Annotated in this window: 18 protein-coding genes; 11 read left to right on the forward strand and 7 right to left on the reverse strand. The window is 70.3% G+C overall.

All coding sequences use genetic code 11. The features are described from left to right. Positions 1-108 precede the first annotated feature (108 nt). Complete coding sequence (locus tag ACFHWT_RS26565; protein WP_416597422.1) at positions 109-2,280, reverse strand: HelD family protein; 2,172 nt, start codon at positions 2,278-2,280, stop codon at positions 109-111. A 247-nt stretch (positions 2,281-2,527) separates the two neighbouring features. Between ACFHWT_RS26565 and ACFHWT_RS26570 the strand changes: the two genes are divergently transcribed. Next, positions 2,528-3,400, forward strand: coding sequence for a menaquinone biosynthetic enzyme MqnA/MqnD family protein (locus tag ACFHWT_RS26570; protein WP_416597423.1), 873 nt, complete (start codon positions 2,528-2,530; stop codon positions 3,398-3,400). A gap of 39 nt (positions 3,401-3,439) precedes the next feature. Here the strand turns inward: ACFHWT_RS26570 and ACFHWT_RS26575 are convergent, their stop codons facing one another. Next, positions 3,440-4,447: a hypothetical protein gene (locus tag ACFHWT_RS26575; RefSeq protein WP_416597449.1), complete on the reverse strand. Its 1,008-nt coding sequence runs from the start codon at positions 4,445-4,447 to the stop codon at positions 3,440-3,442. Between the two features lie 73 nt (positions 4,448-4,520). Next, positions 4,521-5,507 (reverse strand): serine hydrolase, encoded by a 987-nt coding sequence (locus tag ACFHWT_RS26580; protein ID WP_416597424.1) that lies wholly within the window; start codon positions 5,505-5,507, stop codon positions 4,521-4,523. Positions 5,508-5,918: 411 nt separating this feature from the next. On the opposite strand from ACFHWT_RS26580, the gene paaA reads away from it, so the two are divergent. Genes paaA through paaE form a run of 5 tightly spaced genes read left to right on the forward strand, consistent with a single transcriptional unit; the run spans position 5,919 to position 9,898 of the window. Then, positions 5,919-7,073: a 1,2-phenylacetyl-CoA epoxidase subunit PaaA gene (paaA, locus tag ACFHWT_RS26585; RefSeq protein WP_416597425.1), complete on the forward strand. Its 1,155-nt coding sequence runs from the start codon at positions 5,919-5,921 to the stop codon at positions 7,071-7,073. Beyond that, positions 7,070-7,372 (forward strand): 1,2-phenylacetyl-CoA epoxidase subunit PaaB, encoded by a 303-nt coding sequence (paaB, locus tag ACFHWT_RS26590; protein WP_416597426.1) that lies wholly within the window; start codon positions 7,070-7,072, stop codon positions 7,370-7,372. Before paaA ends, paaB begins: the two co-directional genes overlap by 4 nt. Next, a complete protein-coding gene (gene paaC / locus ACFHWT_RS26595) occupies positions 7,369-8,178 on the forward strand; it encodes a 1,2-phenylacetyl-CoA epoxidase subunit PaaC (protein ID WP_416597427.1) in 810 nt (269 codons plus the stop codon). The genes paaB and paaC overlap by 4 nt, the downstream gene beginning before the upstream one ends. Beyond that, a complete protein-coding gene (gene paaD, locus ACFHWT_RS26600) occupies positions 8,175-8,723 on the forward strand; it encodes a 1,2-phenylacetyl-CoA epoxidase subunit PaaD (RefSeq protein ID WP_416597428.1) in 549 nt (182 codons plus the stop codon). Before paaC ends, paaD begins: the two co-directional genes overlap by 4 nt. Then, positions 8,723-9,898 (forward strand): 1,2-phenylacetyl-CoA epoxidase subunit PaaE, encoded by a 1,176-nt coding sequence (gene paaE, locus ACFHWT_RS26605; protein ID WP_416597429.1) that lies wholly within the window; start codon positions 8,723-8,725, stop codon positions 9,896-9,898. Before paaD ends, paaE begins: the two co-directional genes overlap by 1 nt. A gap of 27 nt (positions 9,899-9,925) precedes the next feature. Here paaE and ACFHWT_RS26610 read toward each other — a convergent pair whose 3' ends face one another. The 4 genes from ACFHWT_RS26610 to ACFHWT_RS26625 form a co-directional block, all read right to left on the reverse strand. Next, complete coding sequence (locus ACFHWT_RS26610; RefSeq protein ID WP_416597430.1) at positions 9,926-10,471, reverse strand: adenylate kinase; 546 nt, start codon at positions 10,469-10,471, stop codon at positions 9,926-9,928. A 16-nt stretch (positions 10,472-10,487) separates the two neighbouring features. Continuing rightward, positions 10,488-11,759 carry a glycosyltransferase gene (locus ACFHWT_RS26615; RefSeq protein ID WP_416597431.1) on the reverse strand — a complete coding sequence of 424 codons (1,272 nt, stop codon included), beginning with the start codon at positions 11,757-11,759 and terminating at the stop codon, positions 10,488-10,490. Positions 11,760-11,905: 146 nt separating this feature from the next. Beyond that, on the reverse strand, positions 11,906-12,094 hold the full coding sequence (locus tag ACFHWT_RS26620; RefSeq protein WP_416556507.1) for a hypothetical protein: 189 nt from the start codon (positions 12,092-12,094) through the stop codon (positions 11,906-11,908). 400 nt (positions 12,095-12,494) lie between these two features. After that, positions 12,495-13,916, reverse strand: a complete 1,422-nt coding sequence (locus tag ACFHWT_RS26625) for a phospholipid carrier-dependent glycosyltransferase (protein ID WP_416597432.1) — start codon at positions 13,914-13,916, stop codon at positions 12,495-12,497. A gap of 2 nt (positions 13,917-13,918) precedes the next feature. Here ACFHWT_RS26625 and mqnC point away from each other — a divergent pair, with 2 nt between their 5' ends. The 5 genes from mqnC (at position 13,919) to ACFHWT_RS26650 (ending at position 19,029) form a co-directional block, all read left to right on the forward strand. Beyond that, positions 13,919-15,109, forward strand: coding sequence for a cyclic dehypoxanthinyl futalosine synthase (mqnC, locus tag ACFHWT_RS26630; RefSeq protein WP_416597433.1), 1,191 nt, complete (start codon positions 13,919-13,921; stop codon positions 15,107-15,109). A 509-nt stretch (positions 15,110-15,618) separates the two neighbouring features. Beyond that, positions 15,619-16,320, forward strand: coding sequence for a demethylmenaquinone methyltransferase (locus ACFHWT_RS26635; RefSeq protein WP_416597450.1), 702 nt, complete (start codon positions 15,619-15,621; stop codon positions 16,318-16,320). 245 nt (positions 16,321-16,565) lie between these two features. Then, the gene (locus tag ACFHWT_RS26640; RefSeq protein WP_416597434.1) at positions 16,566-17,837 is read left to right on the forward strand and encodes a geranylgeranyl reductase family protein; all 1,272 of its coding nucleotides are present in this window, start codon (positions 16,566-16,568) and stop codon (positions 17,835-17,837) included. A gap of 138 nt (positions 17,838-17,975) precedes the next feature. Then, complete coding sequence (locus ACFHWT_RS26645) at positions 17,976-18,341, forward strand: NADH-quinone oxidoreductase subunit A (protein WP_123607118.1); 366 nt, start codon at positions 17,976-17,978, stop codon at positions 18,339-18,341. Positions 18,342-18,351: 10 nt separating this feature from the next. Beyond that, complete coding sequence (locus ACFHWT_RS26650; protein WP_123607119.1) at positions 18,352-19,029, forward strand: NuoB/complex I 20 kDa subunit family protein; 678 nt, start codon at positions 18,352-18,354, stop codon at positions 19,027-19,029. The last annotated feature ends 27 nt before the right edge of the window (positions 19,030-19,056 follow it).

Consider the following 19,056-nt stretch of genomic DNA (forward strand, 5'->3'; position numbering starts at 1 on the left):
TCTCACGGACGCGTACTCGCTCTCCCACCCGGACAGCCTGGCGGCACCCCACCGCCCGGACCAGCACCCGCACGGCGCGTCACGAGGCAAACGTTCCCTGACACGGCACTAGTACCGCCGTCGGTTCTGCTGGTGCCGCCGGTCGGTCTGGGCGTGGTCCGTCCGGGCGTGGTCGGTCAGCGGGGGCGGCAACGGTTCGGCGTGCAGCACCGTCAACCGGGACACCGCCCGGGTCAGCACCACGTACAGCCGGTGCAGCCCACGCGGCTCGGCCGCGACGATACCGGCCGGCTCGACCACCACCACGTGGTCGTACTCCAGGCCTTTCACCTCGGTCGCGGCGACCACCGACACTCGGATCGCGGGGTCGCCGGCGGCTCCGGTGACGCCGATACCGGCGGCGGTGAGGGCATCGCGTAGGCCGGGCACCGCGGACTCGGCGGCGATCACCCCGACCGAGCCGTCGTGGGTCAGCGCCGCGTGGACCTCGGCCACCGTGGCACCGGTCAGATCATCGACGGTACGCAGCGACAGCGACCCGTCGCGACGCAGCGACACCGCCGGTGGTACGTCCACTTCGAGCGCCGGCAGCAGCCGGTTGGCCAGCTCGACCACCACCGCCGGCACCCGGAAGCCGACCGTCAGCGGCACCACCGGGGCGTCGGGCCGATCGAGGTGGGTCAGGGTGCGGTGCCAGTCGGTGGCCGCCCACGGGGCGGTGCCCTGGGCCAGGTCGCCGAGCAGGGTGACCGAGCCGTGTTCGCAGCGTCGGGCGATCGCCCGGCACTGCATCGGCGACAGATCCTGCGCCTCGTCGACCACCACGTGCCCGTACCCGGTCGGCCGGTCGAGTAGCCCGGCGACCTCGTCGATCAGCACCAGGTCGGCCTCGGTCCATCTGGTGGTGCGGACCGATCTGGCCGGTGGCCGCAGCAGTGCCGCCTGTTCGGCCTCGTCGAGCAGACCGCCGGCGGCGGCCGCCAGCCGCTGCGGATCGGTGAGCAGCGTGGACACCACCTCGGTCGGGGTGAGTGCCGGCCAGACCCGGTCCAGCAGGGCGCGTACCGGGGCCACCCGGGCCATTCGCCGCAGCCAGGCGTCGCTCGGTGATTCGGCGCGCCGGGTCTCGGCCTGGCGTTGCAGCAGCGCGACGATCCGGGCCAGCACCCGTTCCCGACCGGTCCGGTACGGCGGATCCTCCTCGCGGACCGTCCGCACGATCCGGTGCAACGCCTCGACGCCGATCCGCCAGCGGTAAGAGCCGTCCGGCACCACGATCGACTCGTCCGGTTCGCCGAGGTACGCCTCGACGGCGCGACGCAGTACCTGCGCCATCCTGGGGTCGTGTTTGAGCGCGGCGGCGGCCGGGGTGTCCTCGGCCCGTACCGGTACCGAGTCGATCAGGTCGGCGACCGTGCACTGGGCCACCTCGACCTCGCCGAGGGCGGGCAGCACGTTGGCGATGTAGGACAGGAACACCCGGTTCGGCCCGACGATCAGCACTCCGGCCTTGCGTAGCCGTTCCCGGTGCGCGTACAGCAGGTAGGCGGCCCGGTGCAGGCCGACCGCGGTCTTGCCGGTGCCGGGCGCGCCCTGTACGCAGATCGACTCGGCCAGCTCGGCGCGGACCAGTTCGTCCTGTTCGGGCTGGATGGTGGCGACGATGTCCCGCATCGGGCCGACCCGGGGCCGTTCGATCTCGGTGGTCAGGATGCGGGAGGCGGTGCCGAGCTCCTCGCCCCGGTCGAGGTGTTCGTCCTCGAAGCTGGTGAGTTCGCCGCCGGCGTAGCCGAACCGGCGGCGGACCCGTACCTGCTGCGGGTCGCGGGCGCTGGCCTGGTAGAAGGCCCGGCTGATCGGCGCACGCCAGTCGAGGACCAGTGGTTCGCCGGTGTCGTCGGCGACATGCCGGCGGCCGATGTGGTGGCGACTGATCTGGTCCCGACCGGTCCGCAGCCCACCCGGATCGGGCTCGCGGCCTGGCGCGAGGTCGTCGTCGAGGTTGTCGTCGAGGTCGGAATCGAGGTCCAGGTCGAGCCGGCCGAAGAACAGCGGCGTGTCCGGGTTGTCGGCCAGCTCGGCGACCCGGCGGGCCAGGTGCCGGCCCAGGGTCTCGGCGGTGTACGCGTCCCCGGCGACCCGGTCGCCGGTGCTGAACAGGGCTTCGGCCCGGCTGCGCATCCGGGCGAGCGCGGCGCGGGAGGCGGTCAGATGGGCGCGTTCGGCGGCGAGTTCGCCGTCGAGGTCGGGTAGGCGGCTGTCGAGGTCGGGTGCGGGCATGCTGACTCCTGGCTGGGATCGCCGGCGTGCTCGCTCGCGTGTCCGGAACCGGGTCGGCCGGTGCCCGGCGCGGGGGACGTCCGCTGCGGTGCGACTCACCGCGGCCGTCAAGCGGCCATCGACTTTACTCTCGGCCCGTCGCGGGTCAACCAGTTTCCCCATCGGCGGGCGTACGGGGGTGCGGGGTGCGCCACAGGTCCGGGCCGCCGCCGGGCGTGGCGACCACCCGACGGCTACCGTGGAGATCATGAGTCACGGTGACGGGGGCGAGGGCGGCGGGCTGCGCCGACCACGGGTCGGGCACATCCAGTTCCTCAACTGCCTGCCCATCTACTGGGGGCTGATGCGCTCCGGCGCGCTGCTCGACGTCAACCTGCACAAGGACTCCCCGGAGCGGCTCGGTGCCGCCCTGGTCGCCGGCGATCTGGACATCGGCCCGATCTCGTTGGTCGAGTACCTGCGGCACGCCGACCAGTTCCTGCTGCTGCCGGACATCGCGGTCGGCAGTGACGGTCCGGTGTTGTCGGTGAACGTCGTCGCCACCCGGCCACTGGGCGAATTGTCCGGCCGCCCGGTGGCGCTGGGCTCCACCTCGCGAACCGGCGTGCTGCTGGCCCGGATGCTGCTGGCCGAACGGTACGGCGTCGACCCGGACTACTTCACCTGCCCGCCGGACGTCACCCAGATGCTGCTGGAGGCCGACGCCGCCGTGCTGATCGGCGACGTCGCGCTGCGGGCCCGCCACGAGGCTCCGGCGCGCGGCCTGGCCGTCACCGACCTGGGGCAGGCGTGGCGGGACTGGACCGGGCTGCCGATGGTCTTCGCCGTCTGGGCGGTCCGCCGTGACTTCGCCGCCGCCCACCCCGGCCAGGTCAAGGAGGTCCACCAGGCGTTCCTGCGGTCGCGTGACCTCTGCCTCGCGGAGCTCGACGAGGTGGCCCGGTCCGCCGCCAGGTGGGAGCCGTTCGACGCGCCGACGCTGGCTTCGTACTTCCGGGCGTTGGACTTCTCGCTCGGTGACCGGCAGGTGGCCGGGCTGCGGGAGTTCGCCCGCCGGGCGGCCGGATCGGGTGCCGCCCCGGCGCTGCCGTCGGCCGGCCCCGAGTTCTTCCTGCCCTGACCCGCCTGCGCTTCCTGCCCCTGACCGCGCCCGGATGGCTCAGCTGCCGGCCGAGGCGGTCGCGGCGGCCCGTAGCTGCTGGGCCACCCCACGGCAGATCTGCGCGCCGTACGTGTAGGGCTGGTCGACCGGGAACCGGGTCATCACTCCGATGGTCCACCCGTCGCCGATCGCCAGGCAGTTGACGTGCCACTCCCGCTCGTCGTCCCGGATCACCCAGCCGTTCTTGACGGCAATCCCGTCGGCTTCGTCCGCCGGGAACGCTTCGACCACCCCGAAATCGCCTGGACCGCGTACGCTGCGCATCTCAGTCAGCAGCCAGTCGGTCCACTCGGCGCCGGCCGCCCGGCCGTCGGCGATGCACGCCCCGATCCGGGCCACGTCGCGGGGGGAGAGCCGGGTGGTGCTCCACCGGTTCTCGGTCGAGCTGCGGCTGTCGGTGAGCCCGCAGATCCGGATCATCCGCTCGGTCGCCGCGGTCCGGCCGATCTCCTGCCACAGCTCCTCCGCGACCTGGTTGTCGCTGTCCCTGATCATGATCTCGAGCTGCCGCATCCGGAAGTCACTCGGCGTCCGGCCCGCTTCGGCCGAGGTACGCAGGTAGTCGGCGGCGATCCACGCCTTGATCAGCGACGCCGTGGTACTGGTCTCGGCCAGGTTGGCGGATCCGTGGACCTCGCCGGTCCGTTGGTCGAGCATCGCCCACGACCACCAACCGTCGATGCCGTCCAGCCGTACCGTGGTCGGCGCGACGGCCAGCGGTGACAGCGTCGGGTCGGGCTCCGGGGTCGGGCTCTCGCTCGGGCCGGACGTCGGGGTCGACGCCGGTTGACGCCAGCTGGGCTGTTGGTCCGTGGCCTGCTGGTCGGTCGGCTGCTCGCCGGCGGCGGCCAACGGCGCGCCGGGAACCAGCCGCAACCCGGCGATGCCGGCGACTGCCAGGGCGACTACCCCGATCACGATCAGCGGCGTACGCCATCCGGCCCGGGTGTGGCGGGCCACGCCGCCCGGTCGTCCGGTCACCTGCCGGGAGGGTCGGCTGGCCATCAGCCGACCCGGTCGGCTGGTGAACAGCCGGTGCAGCCGGCGGGTCGACGGAATCCAGGAGGTGGGTGGCATGTCACCCGGCCGGTGTCGCCGAGGGCGGCAGTACGGCGGGCGGCTGGATGGCGGCACCAGCGTGTGGGGTGACCAGTTGCCGGGCCACCTCACGGCAGATGCCCGCCCCGTACTCGAGGCCGTAGCGGCCCGGGTACCGGGTCATCACCGCGAGCACCCAGTCGTCGTGTACGGCCAGGCAGTTGAGATGCCACAGGCCGTCCGCCCAGATCAGCGTCCAACCGTTCTTGATGCCGACCGGCGACTCCCGCAGCAGGCTCTCCGGCAGGCCGTCGATGATGCCCCAGCGGCCCCCGCCGGAGGTGGTTTCCTGCTCGGACGCGGCGGTCCCACCCCGCACCTGGGACATCTCGTCGAGCACCCAGTCGGTCCACAACGGGCCGGCGGCGGTGCCGTTCTTGACGCACTCGCCCATCAGCACGGCATCGCGGGCGGACATCTGGGTGTAGCTCCACCAGACGTTGTCCTCCTTCGGCGGCACGACCATCCGGGTCTGCTGGAGGCCGCACATCTTGATCATCCGGGTGATCACGTCTTCGCCGCCGGCCTCGTAGAACAGCAGGTCGGTGGCCCGGTCGTCGCTGTCGCGGATGGCCAGGCTGGCCTGCTGCAGGATCGTCGAATCAGGCTCGGCGTCATCGAGCTGCCGTAGGTAGTCCGCGACGATCCAGATCTTGATCATCGATTCGGTGGAGCTGGTCTCGGTCATGTTGGCCGAGCCGCCGATCTCGCCGCTGTCGCGGTCCAGCAGCGCCCAGGTCATGAAACCGTCGACCGGGACCGAGACCGGTACGGCCCGCAACGTCGGCACGGCCGGCGGCTCAGGGGACTCGGCCATGGCGAGGGCCGGATCGGTCAGCTCGACGGCGGACCGGTTGGCGTTCGGCCCGGTCCCGCCGACGAACCGGGCCGAGGCGGTGGGGATCACCAAAACGGCACCGACCACCAGGGCTGCCAGCACGACAGTGAGTGTCACGCGTGAACTCATGGGGGGCTGCTCCGGGGAGTGAATCGGTGATTTCAGCTCGTCGGTGCTCTGGCGGGTCGCGTCGGTACGGGAAGGTCCTGGTACCGGGTGTTTCTGGGACTGCGGGTTCTCTTGCCGACAAATACGGTCAGGTGGGCCGGTGCGAGCCTCGTCGCCGCCGCGCCATTGGGCAGTTTACGGGGCGAATCTCGGAGTGCCAGCCCTCGCGCGCCGGAGATCTCAGGGGATGAGTGGTGAATGCATATGCTTCGTCCGGTTAGATGAGTATTTTCATAATAATAAGTGGATAAACATCATGTTAGCTGGGCGCCTCTGGTGACGCCCTGTGCAAACTTGATCCCGTGCCGTGAAGATTCTCGAGTGCTGTTACAGGGCTTGGCTGCGACTGGGGTCTCTTGTAACACTAGATCGGTGGACGGTGACGACGCCCAGACGGTGAGTGGTGCCCGCAGCGGGCTCCTCGACGAGGTCGAGGCCGCCGAAGCTGACCTGCGCGATGCGGCGCTGCGCGGCCCGATCCCCGGTCCACGCGCCGCCGACGATCCGATCGATCCCGACCGCACGGCCGATCCCGACCGGGACTTCATCGAAATGATCGACGCCGACCAGAAGATCGAGCCGCGCGACTGGATGCCGGACGGCTACCGCCGCACACTCATCCGGCAGATCGCGCAGCACGCGCACTCCGAGATCATCGGAATGCAGCCCGAAGGCAACTGGCTGACTCGGGCGCCCAGCCTGCACCGCAAGGCGATCCTGCTGGCAAAGGTCCAGGACGAGGCCGGCCACGGGCTGTACCTGTACGCCGCGGCGGAGACTCTCGGCGTCAGTCGGGAAGAGTTGGTCGACCTGCTGCTCGCCGGCCGGCAGAAGTACAGCTCCATCTTCAACTACCCCACGCTGACCTGGGCGGACGTCGGCGCGATCGGTTGGTTGGTGGACGGCGCGGCGATCATCAACCAGGTCCCACTGTGCCGCTGCTCGTACGGCCCGTACGCCCGCGCCATGATCCGCATCTGCAAGGAGGAGTCGTTCCACCAACGGCAGGGCTACGAGATCCTGCACACCCTCGCGCACGGTACGCCGGCCCAGCGTCGGATGGCTCAGGACGCGGTGGACCGCTGGTGGTACCCGTCGCTGGCGATGTTCGGGCCGCCGGACGCCGACTCGACCCATTCGGGTCAGTCGATGCGCTGGAAGATCAAACGGTTCTCCAACGACGAGCTGCGCCAACGCTTCGTGGACATGTGCGTCCAGCAGGTCGGCCCGCTCGGGCTCACCCTGCCCGATCCCGAACTACGGTGGAACGAGCAGCGTCAGGCGTACGACTTCACCCCGCCGGACTACGACGAACTGCTCCGGGTGATCCGCGGCGACGGGCCGTGCAACCGGCAGCGGCTCGCCCATCGGCGGGCCGCGCACGCCGCCGGCGGCTGGGTCCGCGAGGCGTCCCGGGCGTACGCCGAGAAGCAGGCCAGCCGGCGGAAAGCCGGCCCCGTCCCGGCTGGAGCCGGTGCCGTGCCGGCCGGAGTGGCCGCTCCGCCGGTCGGAGCGGGTGCCGGATGAGCGGCGAACCGCCCCGCACGCCGCCTACCCCGCTGTGGGAGGTCTTCGTGCGGTCCCGGCGCGGGCTCGCCCACACCCACGTCGGCAGCCTGCACGCGCCGGACGCGACGCTCGCCCTGCGGCACGCCCGCGACCTGTACACCCGACGACAGGAAGGTGTCTCGATCTGGGTGGTACCGGCGGAGTCGATCACCGCATCCAGCCCGGACGAGAAGGACGCCTTTTTCGACCCGGCGGCCGACAAGGTCTACCGGCACCCGACCTTCTACCAGGTGCCGGACGGAGCGCGGCACCTGTGACCACGACACCCCCCGACCAGCTGCTCTGCTGGGCCGACGACGCGTTGATCACCGCCCAGCGGCTGGCCGCCTGGTGCGCCCGCGCCCCCGAGCTGGAGGAGGACGTCGCCCTCACCAACATCGCGCTCGACCAGCTCGGCGTGGCCCGGCTGCTGCTGTCGTACGCCGCCGAGCAGCTCACCCCCGGTGCGGTGCCGGCCGCGCCGGCCGACCAGCCGGTCACTGAGGACATTTTGGCCTTCCTCCGCTCTGACCAGGAGTTTCGCAACTGCCTGCTGGTGGAGTTGCCAGACGACGACTACGCGGTGACCATCGGCAAGCTGCTGTTCCTCGCTGCGTACCAGGTCCGGCTCTACGCCGTGCTGAGCGCCGGCGCGGACCAGCGGCTCGCGGCGATCGCCGGCAAGGCGGCCAAGGAGTCCGCCTACCATCTCGACCACGCACGACTGTGGACCCTGCGGCTCGGCGACGGCACCGAAGAGTCGCACCGCCGCATGCAGCACGCGGTCGACGAGCTCTGGCCGTACACCTATGAACTGGTCGCCCCGGTGCCCGGCAGCGGCCTTGCCGACCTGCGGGCCGACTGGCTCGCCGTAGTCGGCCCGATCCTTACCGAAGCCACCCTGGCCGCGCCGACCGACACCGGACCCACCGACGGCCCAGGCTCTCGGCGCGGGCCCACCGCCGCTGGCGGTGGCGGCTGGCGGCCCGGCGGCGGTCGGCTGGGCCGACACACCGAGCACCTGTCGTACCTGCTGGCAGAGATGCAGGTGGTGCACCGGGCCCATCCGGGTGCGCGATGGTGACCGGACGCCCCGTAACCGCCGACGGGGCCAGCTCGGCTGTTGGTGGGGCCAGCTCAGCCGCCCGCGCGGCGGTCGAAGCCGTCGTCGATCCGGAAATCCGCGTACTCACCATCGCCGAGCTCGGCATCCTCCGTGCCGTCGAGGTCGCCGCGGCCACCGGCGCGGTCCGGGTGACGGTCACCCCCACCTACAGCGGGTGCCCGGCGATGGAGCTGATCCGGGCCGAGATCCGGGCGGCGCTGCACCGGTCCGGCTTCACCGATGTCGCGGTCGTCACCGAGTTGGCGCCCGCGTGGAGCACCGACTGGATCACCGAGGCGGGCCGGCGCAAGCTCGCCGCCGCCGGGATCGCCCCACCGCCGGCCGCCGGGATCGCCGCACCGCCGCCGGGCGCTGGGCCGGTGCCGGTCCCGTTGACCGTTCGCTGCCCGGCCTGCGGCTCACCGCGGACCGAGCAGCTGAGCCGATTCGGCGCCACGGCCTGCAAGGCGCTGTGGCGGTGCCAGGACTGCACCGAGCCGTTCGAGCAGATGAAGGCGTTCTGATGGCAGTGACGATCAGCCGACCGGCGCGACGGCGCCCGGTGTTTCATCCGCTCCCGGTGACCGGCGTCGACCAGCTCACCGCCGACGCCGTCGCGGTCACCTTCGCCGTACCGCCGGAGCTGCGCGACGCGTACCGGTTCCAGGCCGGGCAACATCTGACCGTACGGCTGGTCGACCCGTCCGGTGGCCCGGAGATCCGCCGCTCGTACTCCATCTGCTCGACCCCGGCGGAGCTCGCCGACCACGGCCGGCTGCGGATCGGCGTGCGGCACGTCGCCGGTGGCGCATTCTCCGGGTACGCGGTGCGCCAGCTTGCCGCCGGGGCCACCGTGGAGGTGATGCCGCCGCTCGGGCATTTCACCACCGGGTTCGAGCCGGGCCGGAGCCGGTACTACGGCGCACTGGCCGCCGGCTCCGGCATCACCCCGGTGCTGTCCCTGCTCGCCACCGGGCTGGCCACCGAGCCGGGCAGCCGGTTCAGCCTCGTCTTCGGCAACCGGTCCGCGCACACCGTGATGTTCGCCGACGAGATCGCCGATCTGAAGGACCGGTACCCGGACCGGCTGCAGGTGGTGCACGTGCTGTCCCGCGAGACGCAGGACGCAGAGTTGCTCACCGGGCGGATCGACGCCGCCCGGTTCCACCGGCTGCTGAACACCGTGGTGCCGGGCGATCATGTGGACGAGTGGTTTCTTTGTGGACCTTATGGGCTGGTCATGACGGCCCGGCAGGTGCTCGCCGAGCGGGGCGTGCCAGACGAGGCCGTACACAGCGAACTCTTCCACGCCGGGGATGCGCCGCCCGCCGCCGCCCCCGCGGGGGCGGCTTTCCGGGCAGTCGCCGGTGCGGCTGTTGCTGCGGCCGGTGCCGGCGCGTTGACCAATGTCGACACGGTGGGCGGCACCCAGGTGACCGTACTGCTCGACGGGCGGGCGTCGACGGTGCGGACGCGGCCGGGGGAGCGGGTGCTCGACGCGGCCCTGCGGGTCCGGTCCGAGCTGCCGTACGCCTGCAAGGGCGGGGTGTGCTCCACCTGCCGTGCGAAGGTCGTCGACGGCGAGGTGACGATGGCCCGCAACTACGCGCTGGAGCCGGACGAGGTGGCCGCCGGTTACGTGCTGACTTGCCAGTCGATGCCCACCACCCCGACGCTCACCGTCGACTACGACGCCTGACGTGCTGGCCACAGCTCCTGCCGGGCGTCACGGTGGTGATCGTCGACCGAGCTGGTCGAGCAGTTGGCGGGCCTGCTGGTGGGAGGTGAGTCGGACGAACCGCAGCCGGCTCCACCGCGGATCGGCCGAAGCCTCCTGCAGCCGGCTCCGGTAGCGGGCGTGCTGTTGCCAGGCCCACACGATGATCGACTCTGCCGGATCCAGGCTGAACACGTTCGACCAGCGTTCCCGGTTGCCGTTCCACAGCTCCACCCGGCGAGCGGCGCGGCCCACCGTGCGTTGGACGATCTGCCGCATCACCTGCCGGCGTGGCAGGTCGAACCAGATCACCGTGTCGGCCCGTCGCCAGACCAGGTCGCGCACCGACGAGTAGTTGCCGTCCGCCACCCAGCCGTCGCCGGTGACCGCCGCCGCCACCCGTTCCCGGAACTCCGGTTCCGGCGTCGGCTGCCAGTCCTGCTGGTGGAACAGGGCGTCCAACTCGATGTGCGGCACGCCGAGCCGTACGGCCAACTCGGTGGCCAGAGTGGACTTACCCGAACCTGGCGCCCCCATCACCGACACCCGTTGCATGGGTCGCAGGTTAGCGTCAGGAGATCACCTCGGCATCGGCTTTGGTGGCCTGCTCGACGCGGGTGGTCCGCTGCTCGGGAATCGACGGGGCAGTCAACGTGACCTCGACCGTTTTCCGGGTGCCCCACCCGGTCTTCCAGCAGGTGACCACGCCGTACCACCGAGCGACGCGCAGTACCAGCATCGCCCAGAGCACTGCGACCGGGGCGAGCATCCAAGTCCCCAACTGGTACGCCGTCGACTGGTCGGACCGGCGGATCGCCAGGTAGCGGAGGCACTGTGCATAGCCGATGGCCATCGGCACACAGATGAGCCAGGGTAGCGCGGCCAGCGAGGGCTCCCGGATCGGTAGTACCACCGCGATGGTCATGAACAGTGCAGTGGACAGTAGCGTCGTCGCCCACCGGATCAGGTGTAGCCAGTACGCCCACGACCGCAACGGCAGGTATCGCATCCGCCACAGTGATCGGATGAACGATCCGCGCATCCAGCGGATGAACATCCGCAGGAAATGGCCGGTCTGCTCCGGCATCAGCGCGAAGGCGAACGCGCTGGGCTGTTGCACGGTTCGGCCGCGCAGCATGGCGAACAGGGTCAGCATCGAGTCGTCGCTGAACGGCACCCGACGTCCCGCAAACCTCTCATGCAGATAGCTGTCCAGGTTGTCGCGAATCACCTGACCTCGGTAGACGGCGATAGGCCCCGAGTTGACCCAGACCGCCCCGAATACCGACAGGCTGGACCGATCGGTCAGCTGGCCGGTGACGAACCACAGGTCGGTGAACCGGGTCAGGAACGATGCGTGAACATTGGCTGCCATCACAATCCCGGCGACGGACTGCACCGTCTGGTCAGCGAGGGGTTTGAGTAGCTCGTTGAGAGTTTCCGGGTCGCTGATCGTGTCCGAGTCGACCGTCCAGTACACATCCGCGTCCGCCGCCTGGCCGACCCCGGCCGCCTGCGCGTGCCTCTTGCCGGCATTGTCCTGGCGCAGCCATACCGGACGGATGCCGCTGTCGCTGGCTGCCCGCTGGAACCAGGTGCGAATGTCGGCGTACCCGACGTCGCCGGTGGTGGAACCGTCATCCACCACGACAATCGTCTGCGGCCGTCGTCGTTGACCGATCATGGACTCGAGGCATGCGCGTAGCGCGGCCGGATCCTCGTTGTACGTGGGGACCAACGCGGCCACCTTTAGCGTGTCGAGGAGCCGCTGCCCCGCTGGGCCGACCTGGTAGGGCTGGTTGAGGTAGGCAAATCCCAACTGCCACACCAGCAGTCCGTACATCAGGACGTAGATCGCGACGAACTGATGCCCGCTGCCTGCGCTAAGAAAGCCAATTGCTGCAAACGCGTGGTGGGCCGCCCATGCCGCTACTGCCGCCAGAAGGAATGCTGCGGCGGTGAGGATCCGACCCCTGACGAGGGTCGCGGTCATCGATGGGCGGCGGAGCGACCTCGACGGAACGACAACCGGACGAGAACCGCTCCGAAGATGATCATTACTACTGCGGTGGCTGCCATCACCAGGGGCAGTGGCAGGCTGAGCTGTCCGAGACCGGCCACACCACCGATGGTGACCGCAGCGTTCGCGCCGGTCCGCGGCAGGGAATCACCAGACATGACGTTGTCTCCTTGACTGCGGGCGGATAGGGGGATTTCGAGCACAATGGTCAGCCGAGATCGATATTGGCGGCACGTCCGGACGGGGGTCCGGTTGGTGTATGGGGAGTACGGAGGCCGACTGACTGTTGTGGTGCCGGCCGAAGGCGGTGACCGGGCGGTTCCCGTTCGGCCGCAGACAAGAGTAGTTGCGTCGGCGACAAAGCGCTAGATGTGTCATCGATCAAAATCACAAACAAAACGTGAGTCCCTTTGTGCTGCGATCGTATTTCTGAGTTCTTCTCATGACTTATTCTCGAGTTTGTTCACATCGTGCGCCTGGCTGAGGAGAGATGCGAGTCAGCCGCTCAATCGATCGTTCCACTCTGCTCAGCCGACCCGCCGACAGCGGGAGCACCGGTCACCGGTCGACGTGGATCAGACCCTCAGCCGCCAGGGCCGCTGCCGCAGCCGCCAGCGGCAGGGCCGGTAACGCGTACCGGGGCTCGTACATGCCGATCGCCACGGTGAACACGGCCAGCCCGGGGCCGGCGGCCAACAGCAGTCCGGTGTCGAGCCGGATCCAGCCGGCGACCCGCCGGCGGGCGGCCAGCGCCGCGATGGTCAGCAGCACCGCCAACGACATCACCACCGGGATGCTCCGGGTCCAGCTGCCGTACTGGTGCAGCGCCCGGGTCAGCGGGGTGGCCGGGTCCGCGACGACCGGGTCGGCGACCGCCGCCTGGAATCCGGTGGACGCCTGGGCCGGCGGACAGTTCTGCTCGACCCGCACGTCGGCGGAGCGGAACCGGACCGGCGGCACCAGGCGCTGCCGCAGGCACTCGTTCATCGGCCCGAGATACAGGCCGGGGACGAAGTGTGCCGCGCTTTCCCGGCCGACCGTGGCGAGGTAGTCGCCGGGCTGCTGGCTGATCACCGACCGGGAGAAGCTGGTCAACACGCGGGCGCCCTCCGGGGTGTACACCCAGTCGCCGAGTCGGGCCGGCCGCCGCCAGAAGAACGCGTCGGCTCGGTCCCAACGCTGGTCCAGCGGCTGGTCCGGGCAGGCGATCCGTTCTTCGTCGGTCAGTTCGATGCGGTCGCAGTCGGCGATCATCGCGGCCCGGCCGTACAGGGCGGTGCCGCTCTGCGCGCTGTAGACGCTCTGCCGGTCGCCGATCCAGACCATCACCATGACGTACGGCACGCCGAAGGCGAGCAGGTAGCCCACGACCGGCCGCCAGCCGACCCGGCGTACCACCAGGTAGCCGGCGAGCAGCAGGGCGACCGGCAGTGCGGTGGGTTTGGTCACCCAGGCGACGGCGATCAGCCCGCCGGAGACGACGGCCGCCACCGGACCGGGTCGGGGCGACCAGAGCAGCGCCCCGACCGAGGCGGCGAACAGCACCATGAACATCAGGTCGGGCAGCAGATAGTGCCCCATGGTGAGGACCAAAGAGTCGAAGATCAGCGGTACGGCGGCCAGCGTGGCCAGCCAGCGGACCACGCCCCGGCGCAGCAGCAGGGCGTACAGGCCGACGGCGAGCAGCAGACTGAGCAGGTGCTGGACGGCCGCGACGGCGGCGAGCGTGCGGGTTTGTTGCAGCGCGGACAGCAGCAGCACGTAGCCGATCGGCCGGTTCGGGTGCGGTTCTAGCGGCTGCTGCAGCATCAGCAGGTACTCGCCGCTGTCGCCGTGGAACCAGAACGCCGGCCGGTACGCGACCAGGTAGGCGATCCGCAGCCCGAGACCGGCGGCGAGCAGGATCACCAGGGGCAGGTGGCGGCGCAGTGACGTCATCCGGCGGCTCTGCCCCTCCCTCGACATGGCAGTACGCTTCATGCGTGACTACCAGCCGGGAGATCGACAGCATCCTGCAGCGTGGCGCCGACGGTGGGCGGATCTCCGCCGAGGAGGCGCTGCTGATCTACACCGAAGCGCCGTTCCACGCCCTCGGCGAGGCCGCGGACGCGGTGCGCCGTCGCCGGTACCCGGACAACGTCGTGACGTATCTGATCGATCGCAACATCAATTACACCAACGTCTGCGTCACCGCGTGTCGTTTCTGCGCTTTCTACCGGGCACCCAAGCACGCCGAGGGCTGGGCCCACCCGATCGAGGAGATCCTGCGTCGGTGCGGCGAGGCGGTCGAGTTGGGCGCCACCCAGGTGATGCTGCAGGGTGGCCACCACCCGGACTTCGGGGTGGAGTACTACGAGCAGCTGTTCGGCGCGGTCAAGGCGGCGTACCCCCGGTTGGTGATCCACTCGATCGGGCCGAGCGAGATTCTGCACATGGCGAAGGTGTCGGGTGTGTCGCTGGACGAGGCGATCGCCCGGATCAAGGCCGCCGGGCTGGATTCGATCGCCGGTGCCGGCGCCGAGATGCTGCCGGACCGGCCCCGGAAGGCGATCGCCCCGCTCAAGGAGTCCGGGGCGCGCTGGCTGGAGGTCATGGAGCTGGCGCACCGGCACGGCATCGAGTCGACCGCCACGATGATGATGGGCACCGGGGAGACCAACGCGGAGCGGATCGAGCATCTGCGGATGATCCGGGACGTCCAGGACTCCACCGGTGGTTTCCGGGCGTTCATCCCCTGGACGTACCAGCCGGAGAACAACCACCTCAAGGGCCGCACCCAGGCGACGACCCTGGAGTACCTGCGGATGATCGCCGTCTCCCGGCTCTTCTTCGACCAGGTGGCGCACCTGCAGGCGTCCTGGCTGACCACCGGCAAGGACGTCGGACAGCTGGCGCTGCACATGGGGGTCGACGATCTTGGTTCGATCATGCTGGAGGAGAACGTGATCTCCTCGGCCGGTGCCCGGCACCGGTCGAACCTGCACGAGCTGATCTGGATGATCCGTTCGGCGGGTCGGATCCCCGCCCAGCGGGACACCGAGTACCACCACCTCGCTGTGCACCGCGATCCGGCGGACGACCCGACCGACGAGCGGGTGGTGTCGCACTTCTCTTCTATCGCGTTGCCCAACGGCGGGGCCCGCCGCGATCTGCCGCTGGTCGACGCGCACTGACCGGCCCGGACGGGCGCTGACCGCGACCGATCGCGCGCTTACCGACCGGACGGGCGCTGACCGGCCCGGATTCGTCCGATCGGGTGGCTGGTGGGGCCGACCAGTCAGCCCTTCTCGGCCGGCGGGTGGGCCGGTGGTCGGCCGGTCGTGGCGGGCAGCACTGTCGATGCGGCGAGGTGGCGCGAACCTTAGGCCAAGGGGCCATAACGTGTTGATCACGAGGGGCGCGAAGCTTCCCGTCGGCCGCTAACGTCCTCGTCAACAACGTTCCGGCAGCCGCCCGCGCCGCGACGCCGTCCCCCTGGTCGTCGCAGGTCACGTCCCCAAGGGCGGTGGTCGCCGGAGCCGTACTCCAGCGGTCCGAGGGGGCCGTCTACATAACGCACGGCATTGCGGGCGAGGTGGTTCGACCACCTCGCCCGTAGTGTGTGTGGCGTCGGTCACCCGTACCGCCGGCCCCGCGCCCAGGTCGGGGCGGGTGGCTGGCAGAGTGGTCGGGCGTGACTGACATCCCGCCGCCGGTCCGCGCCGGCCTGGACAAGCAGCCGGCCGAGGTCGCCGCGATGTTCGACGGCGTGGCCGGCAGGTACGACCTGACCAACACGGTGATCTCCTTCGGCCAGGACCGACGGTGGCGCCGGGCCACCCGGGCGGCGCTCGACCTGCTCCCCGGCGACCGGGTGCTCGACGTCGGTGCCGGCACCGGGGTCTCCACCGCCGAACTCGGCCGGGGCGGGGTGTGGGCGGTCGGCTCGGACATCTCGCTCGGCATGCTGCGGGCCGGCCGCCGGGTCCGCCCGCAGGTGCCGCTGCTCGCCGGGGACGCCTTGGCGTTGCCGTTCCGGGACGCCACCTTCGATGCGGTGACCATTTCGTTCGCGCTGCGCAACGTGGTCGACACCGACGCCGCGTTGGCCGAGCTGGCCCGGGTGACCCGGTCCGGCGGGCGGTTGGTGGTGTGCGAGTTCAGTCAGCCGACCAGTCCCGCCTTCCGGACGCTCTACCTGTCCTATCTCATGCGGTCGCTGCCGGCGGTGGCCCGTGCGGTGGCGAGCAATCCGGACGCGTACGTCTATCTGGCCGAGTCCATCCGGCAGTGGCCGGACCAGGCGGCGCTCGCCGGGCGGATCACGGCGGCGGGGTGGCGGTCGGCGCAGTGGCGCAATCTCACCGGTGGGATCGTGGCGCTGCACCGCGCCACCCGGCGGTAGCGCCGTGCCACCTGGAAGTAGCGCCGTGCTGCCGTACGCCGGATCCGGGTGTTCGGGCGACGGGTCGGTCACCGCTCGGTGTCCGTCAATGGGTGATTTCGGGTCGTCGGTCACCCGCCGAGGTCGCTACCTCGCAGGGTTAGGGTCGCCTAACCGATTGCCGCCCTGTTAACGGTCTTAGACTCACCTGCGAGACGGCTTGTGAAGCATTTCACGAGCGACTGGGAGGCGAACGGGAGGTGGCTGTGAGCGAGACCGAAGCCGATGTGATCGTCGTCGGGGCGGGCCCCGGCGGTTCCGCGACCGCCTTCCACCTCGCCCGGCACGGCGTACGGGTGCTCCTGCTGGAGAAGACCACCTTCCCCCGGGAGAAGGTCTGCGGTGACGGGCTCACGCCGCGCGCCGTCAAGCAGTTGATCAAGCTGGGTGTCGACACCTCGCCCGAGGCCGGCTGGCTGCGCAACCGTGGCCTGCGGGTGATCGGCGGCGGTATCCGGCTGGAGCTCGACTGGCCGGACCTGGCGAGCTTCCCCAACTACGGCCTGGTCCGCACCCGACTGGACTTCGACGACCTGCTGGCCAGGCAGGCGGTCGAGGCGGGAGCGGTGCTGCACACCAACACCAACGTGGTGGCTCCGGTGCTGGACGCCACCGGGCGGGCGATCGGCGTGACCGCCGAGGTCGGCCCGGACAAGCAGCCGGCCACCTTCCATGCCCCGTTGATCGTCGCCGCGGACGGGGTGTCCGGCCGGTTCCCGCTCGCGATGGGGCTGGCCAAGCGCGAGGACCGGCCGATCGGGGTCGCGGTCCGGCGGTACTACCGGTCGCCGGTGCGGCACCGGGACGAGTACCTGGAGTCCTGGCTGGAGCTGCGCAGCCGGGAGGGCGGCGAGAAACTGCTGCCCGGCTACGGCTGGATCTTCGGCATGGGTGACGGCCGGGTCAACGTCGGCCTGGGCGTGCTCAACTCGTCCAGCGCCTTCGGCAAGACCAACTACCGGCGGATGCTGACCGACTGGCTGGGCAGCACGCCACCGGACTGGGGGCTGGCCGACGAGGCCAACGCCGACGGCCCGATCCTCGGCGCGGCGCTGCCGATGGGCTTCAACCGGGTCCCGCACTACACCCGGGGAGTTCTGCTGGTCGGTGACTCCGGCGGTATGGTCAACCCGTTCAACGGTGAAGGCATCGCGTACGCGATGGAGTCCGGCGAGTTGGCCGCCGAGGTGGCGGTGCAGGCGTTGGCCCGGCCAGCCGGCGTCGACCGGGAGCGGGCGCTGGCGCACTACCCGAACGAGCTGAAGGCCCGCTACGGCGGCTACTACCGGCTCGGGAACATCTTCGTGAAGATGATCGGCAACCCACAAATCATGCGAATCGCTACCAAGCACGGCATGCCGCATCCGACACTGATGCGGTTCGTGCTGAAGCTGCTGGCGAACCTGACCGATCCGCGTGGCGGGGACGCGATGGACCGGATGATCAACGCGATGACCAAGGTGGCTCCGGCCGTGTGACGCCGCCGGCAGCACCCCCCGGGCCGTCGGCCCACCGCAGTAGTCGCCAGGATGGGCAACGACGCCCGGTCCCGGCGGGAGACATCACAGATCGCTGGAAACTGACCGCGGGCAGGGAAGGACGAGCAGGAGAAGCCCATGTCGCTCTCGCCTTACATACCCATCGTCGGGGTCTTCGCCCTCGCCTCGGCCTTCGCGCTGTTCTCGGTGGCGGCCGCCCGGCTGGCCGGGCCGCTGCGCTACAACCGGGCCAAGCTCGAAGCGTACGAGTGCGGGATCGAGCCCAGCCCGGAGCCGGTCGGCGGCGGTCGGATCCCGATCAAGTTCTATCTGACCGCGATGATGTTCATCATCTTCGACATCGAGATCATCTTCCTGATCCCGTGGGCGGTCTCGCTGGACCCGCTCGGCGCGTTCGGCTACGTCGCGGTCTCGCTGTTCATCGTCGCCGTCTCGGTCGCCTATGTGTACGAGTGGCGACGCGGCGGGCTCGACTGGGACTGACGGAGGAACCATGGGAATCGAGGAGAAACTCCCCGCCGGCGTACTGCTCACCTCGGTGGAGAAGCTGGTCAACTGGTCCCGCAAGACCTCCGTCTGGGGGGCGACCTTCGGCCTGGCCTGCTGCGCGATCGAGATGATGGCGGCCGGTGCCCCGCACTACGACATGGGTCGCTGGGGCATGGAGGTGTTCCGGGCCTCGCCGCGTCAGGCGGACCTGATGATCGTCGCCGGGCGGGTCAGTCAGAAGATGGCCCCGGTGCTGCGGCAGATCTACGACCAGATGGCCGAGCCCCGCTGGGTGCTGTCGATGGGGGTCTGCGCCTCCAGCGGTGGCATGTTCAACAACTACGCCATCGTGCAGGGCGTGGACCACGTGGTGCCGGTCGACATGTACCTGCCCGGCTGCCCGCCCCGCCCGGAGATGCTCATCGACGCGGTCCTCAAGCTGCGGGAGAAGATCGGCCACGAGCCGCTCGGCCCGAACGGCCGCAAGATGCTGGAGGCCCGCCGGGCCCGCGGTGACGTGCCGGTGGTCGCGCCCGGGGCGATGCCATCGTCGTACCGCTCCGACAAGGCCCGCCGGGCCGAGTGGGAGCAGGCCGTCCGGGAAGGCCGCGAGGAGCAGTTGCGGATCGAGAACTGGATGAAGGCCCAGAACCACCTGCACGCCCGGGAGCGGCTGAAGTGATTCCCGCGTCGACCAGCGAAAGGACGA

It is taken from the genome of Micromonospora sp. LOL_021, assembly GCF_048060215.1.
Lineage (GTDB): Bacteria > Actinomycetota > Actinomycetes > Mycobacteriales > Micromonosporaceae > Micromonospora_E.

Excerpts from the sequence above, each read along its gene's own strand:
- ACFHWT_RS26570 (WP_416597423.1), top strand. The coding sequence starts at position 2,528 with ATGAGTCACGGTGACGGGGGCGAGGGCGGCGGGCTGCGCCGACCACGG.
- ACFHWT_RS26580 (WP_416597424.1), bottom strand. The coding sequence starts at position 5,507 with ATGAGTTCACGCGTGACACTCACTGTCGTGCTGGCAGCCCTGGTGGTC.
- ACFHWT_RS26650 (WP_123607119.1), top strand. The coding sequence starts at position 18,352 with ATGGGAATCGAGGAGAAACTCCCCGCCGGCGTACTGCTCACCTCGGTG.
- ACFHWT_RS26575 (WP_416597449.1), bottom strand. The coding sequence starts at position 4,447 with ATGGCCAGCCGACCCTCCCGGCAGGTGACCGGACGACCGGGCGGCGTG.
- paaB (WP_416597426.1), top strand. The coding sequence starts at position 7,070 with ATGAGCGGCGAACCGCCCCGCACGCCGCCTACCCCGCTGTGGGAGGTC.
- ACFHWT_RS26565 (WP_416597422.1), bottom strand. The coding sequence starts at position 2,280 with ATGCCCGCACCCGACCTCGACAGCCGCCTACCCGACCTCGACGGCGAA.
- ACFHWT_RS26625 (WP_416597432.1), bottom strand. The coding sequence starts at position 13,916 with ATGAAGCGTACTGCCATGTCGAGGGAGGGGCAGAGCCGCCGGATGACG.
- ACFHWT_RS26615 (WP_416597431.1), bottom strand. The coding sequence starts at position 11,759 with ATGTACGGACTGCTGGTGTGGCAGTTGGGATTTGCCTACCTCAACCAG.
- ACFHWT_RS26610 (WP_416597430.1), bottom strand. The coding sequence starts at position 10,471 with ATGCAACGGGTGTCGGTGATGGGGGCGCCAGGTTCGGGTAAGTCCACT.
- paaE (WP_416597429.1), top strand. The coding sequence starts at position 8,723 with ATGGCAGTGACGATCAGCCGACCGGCGCGACGGCGCCCGGTGTTTCAT.
- ACFHWT_RS26645 (WP_123607118.1), top strand. The coding sequence starts at position 17,976 with ATGTCGCTCTCGCCTTACATACCCATCGTCGGGGTCTTCGCCCTCGCC.
- ACFHWT_RS26620 (WP_416556507.1), bottom strand. The coding sequence starts at position 12,094 with ATGTCTGGTGATTCCCTGCCGCGGACCGGCGCGAACGCTGCGGTCACC.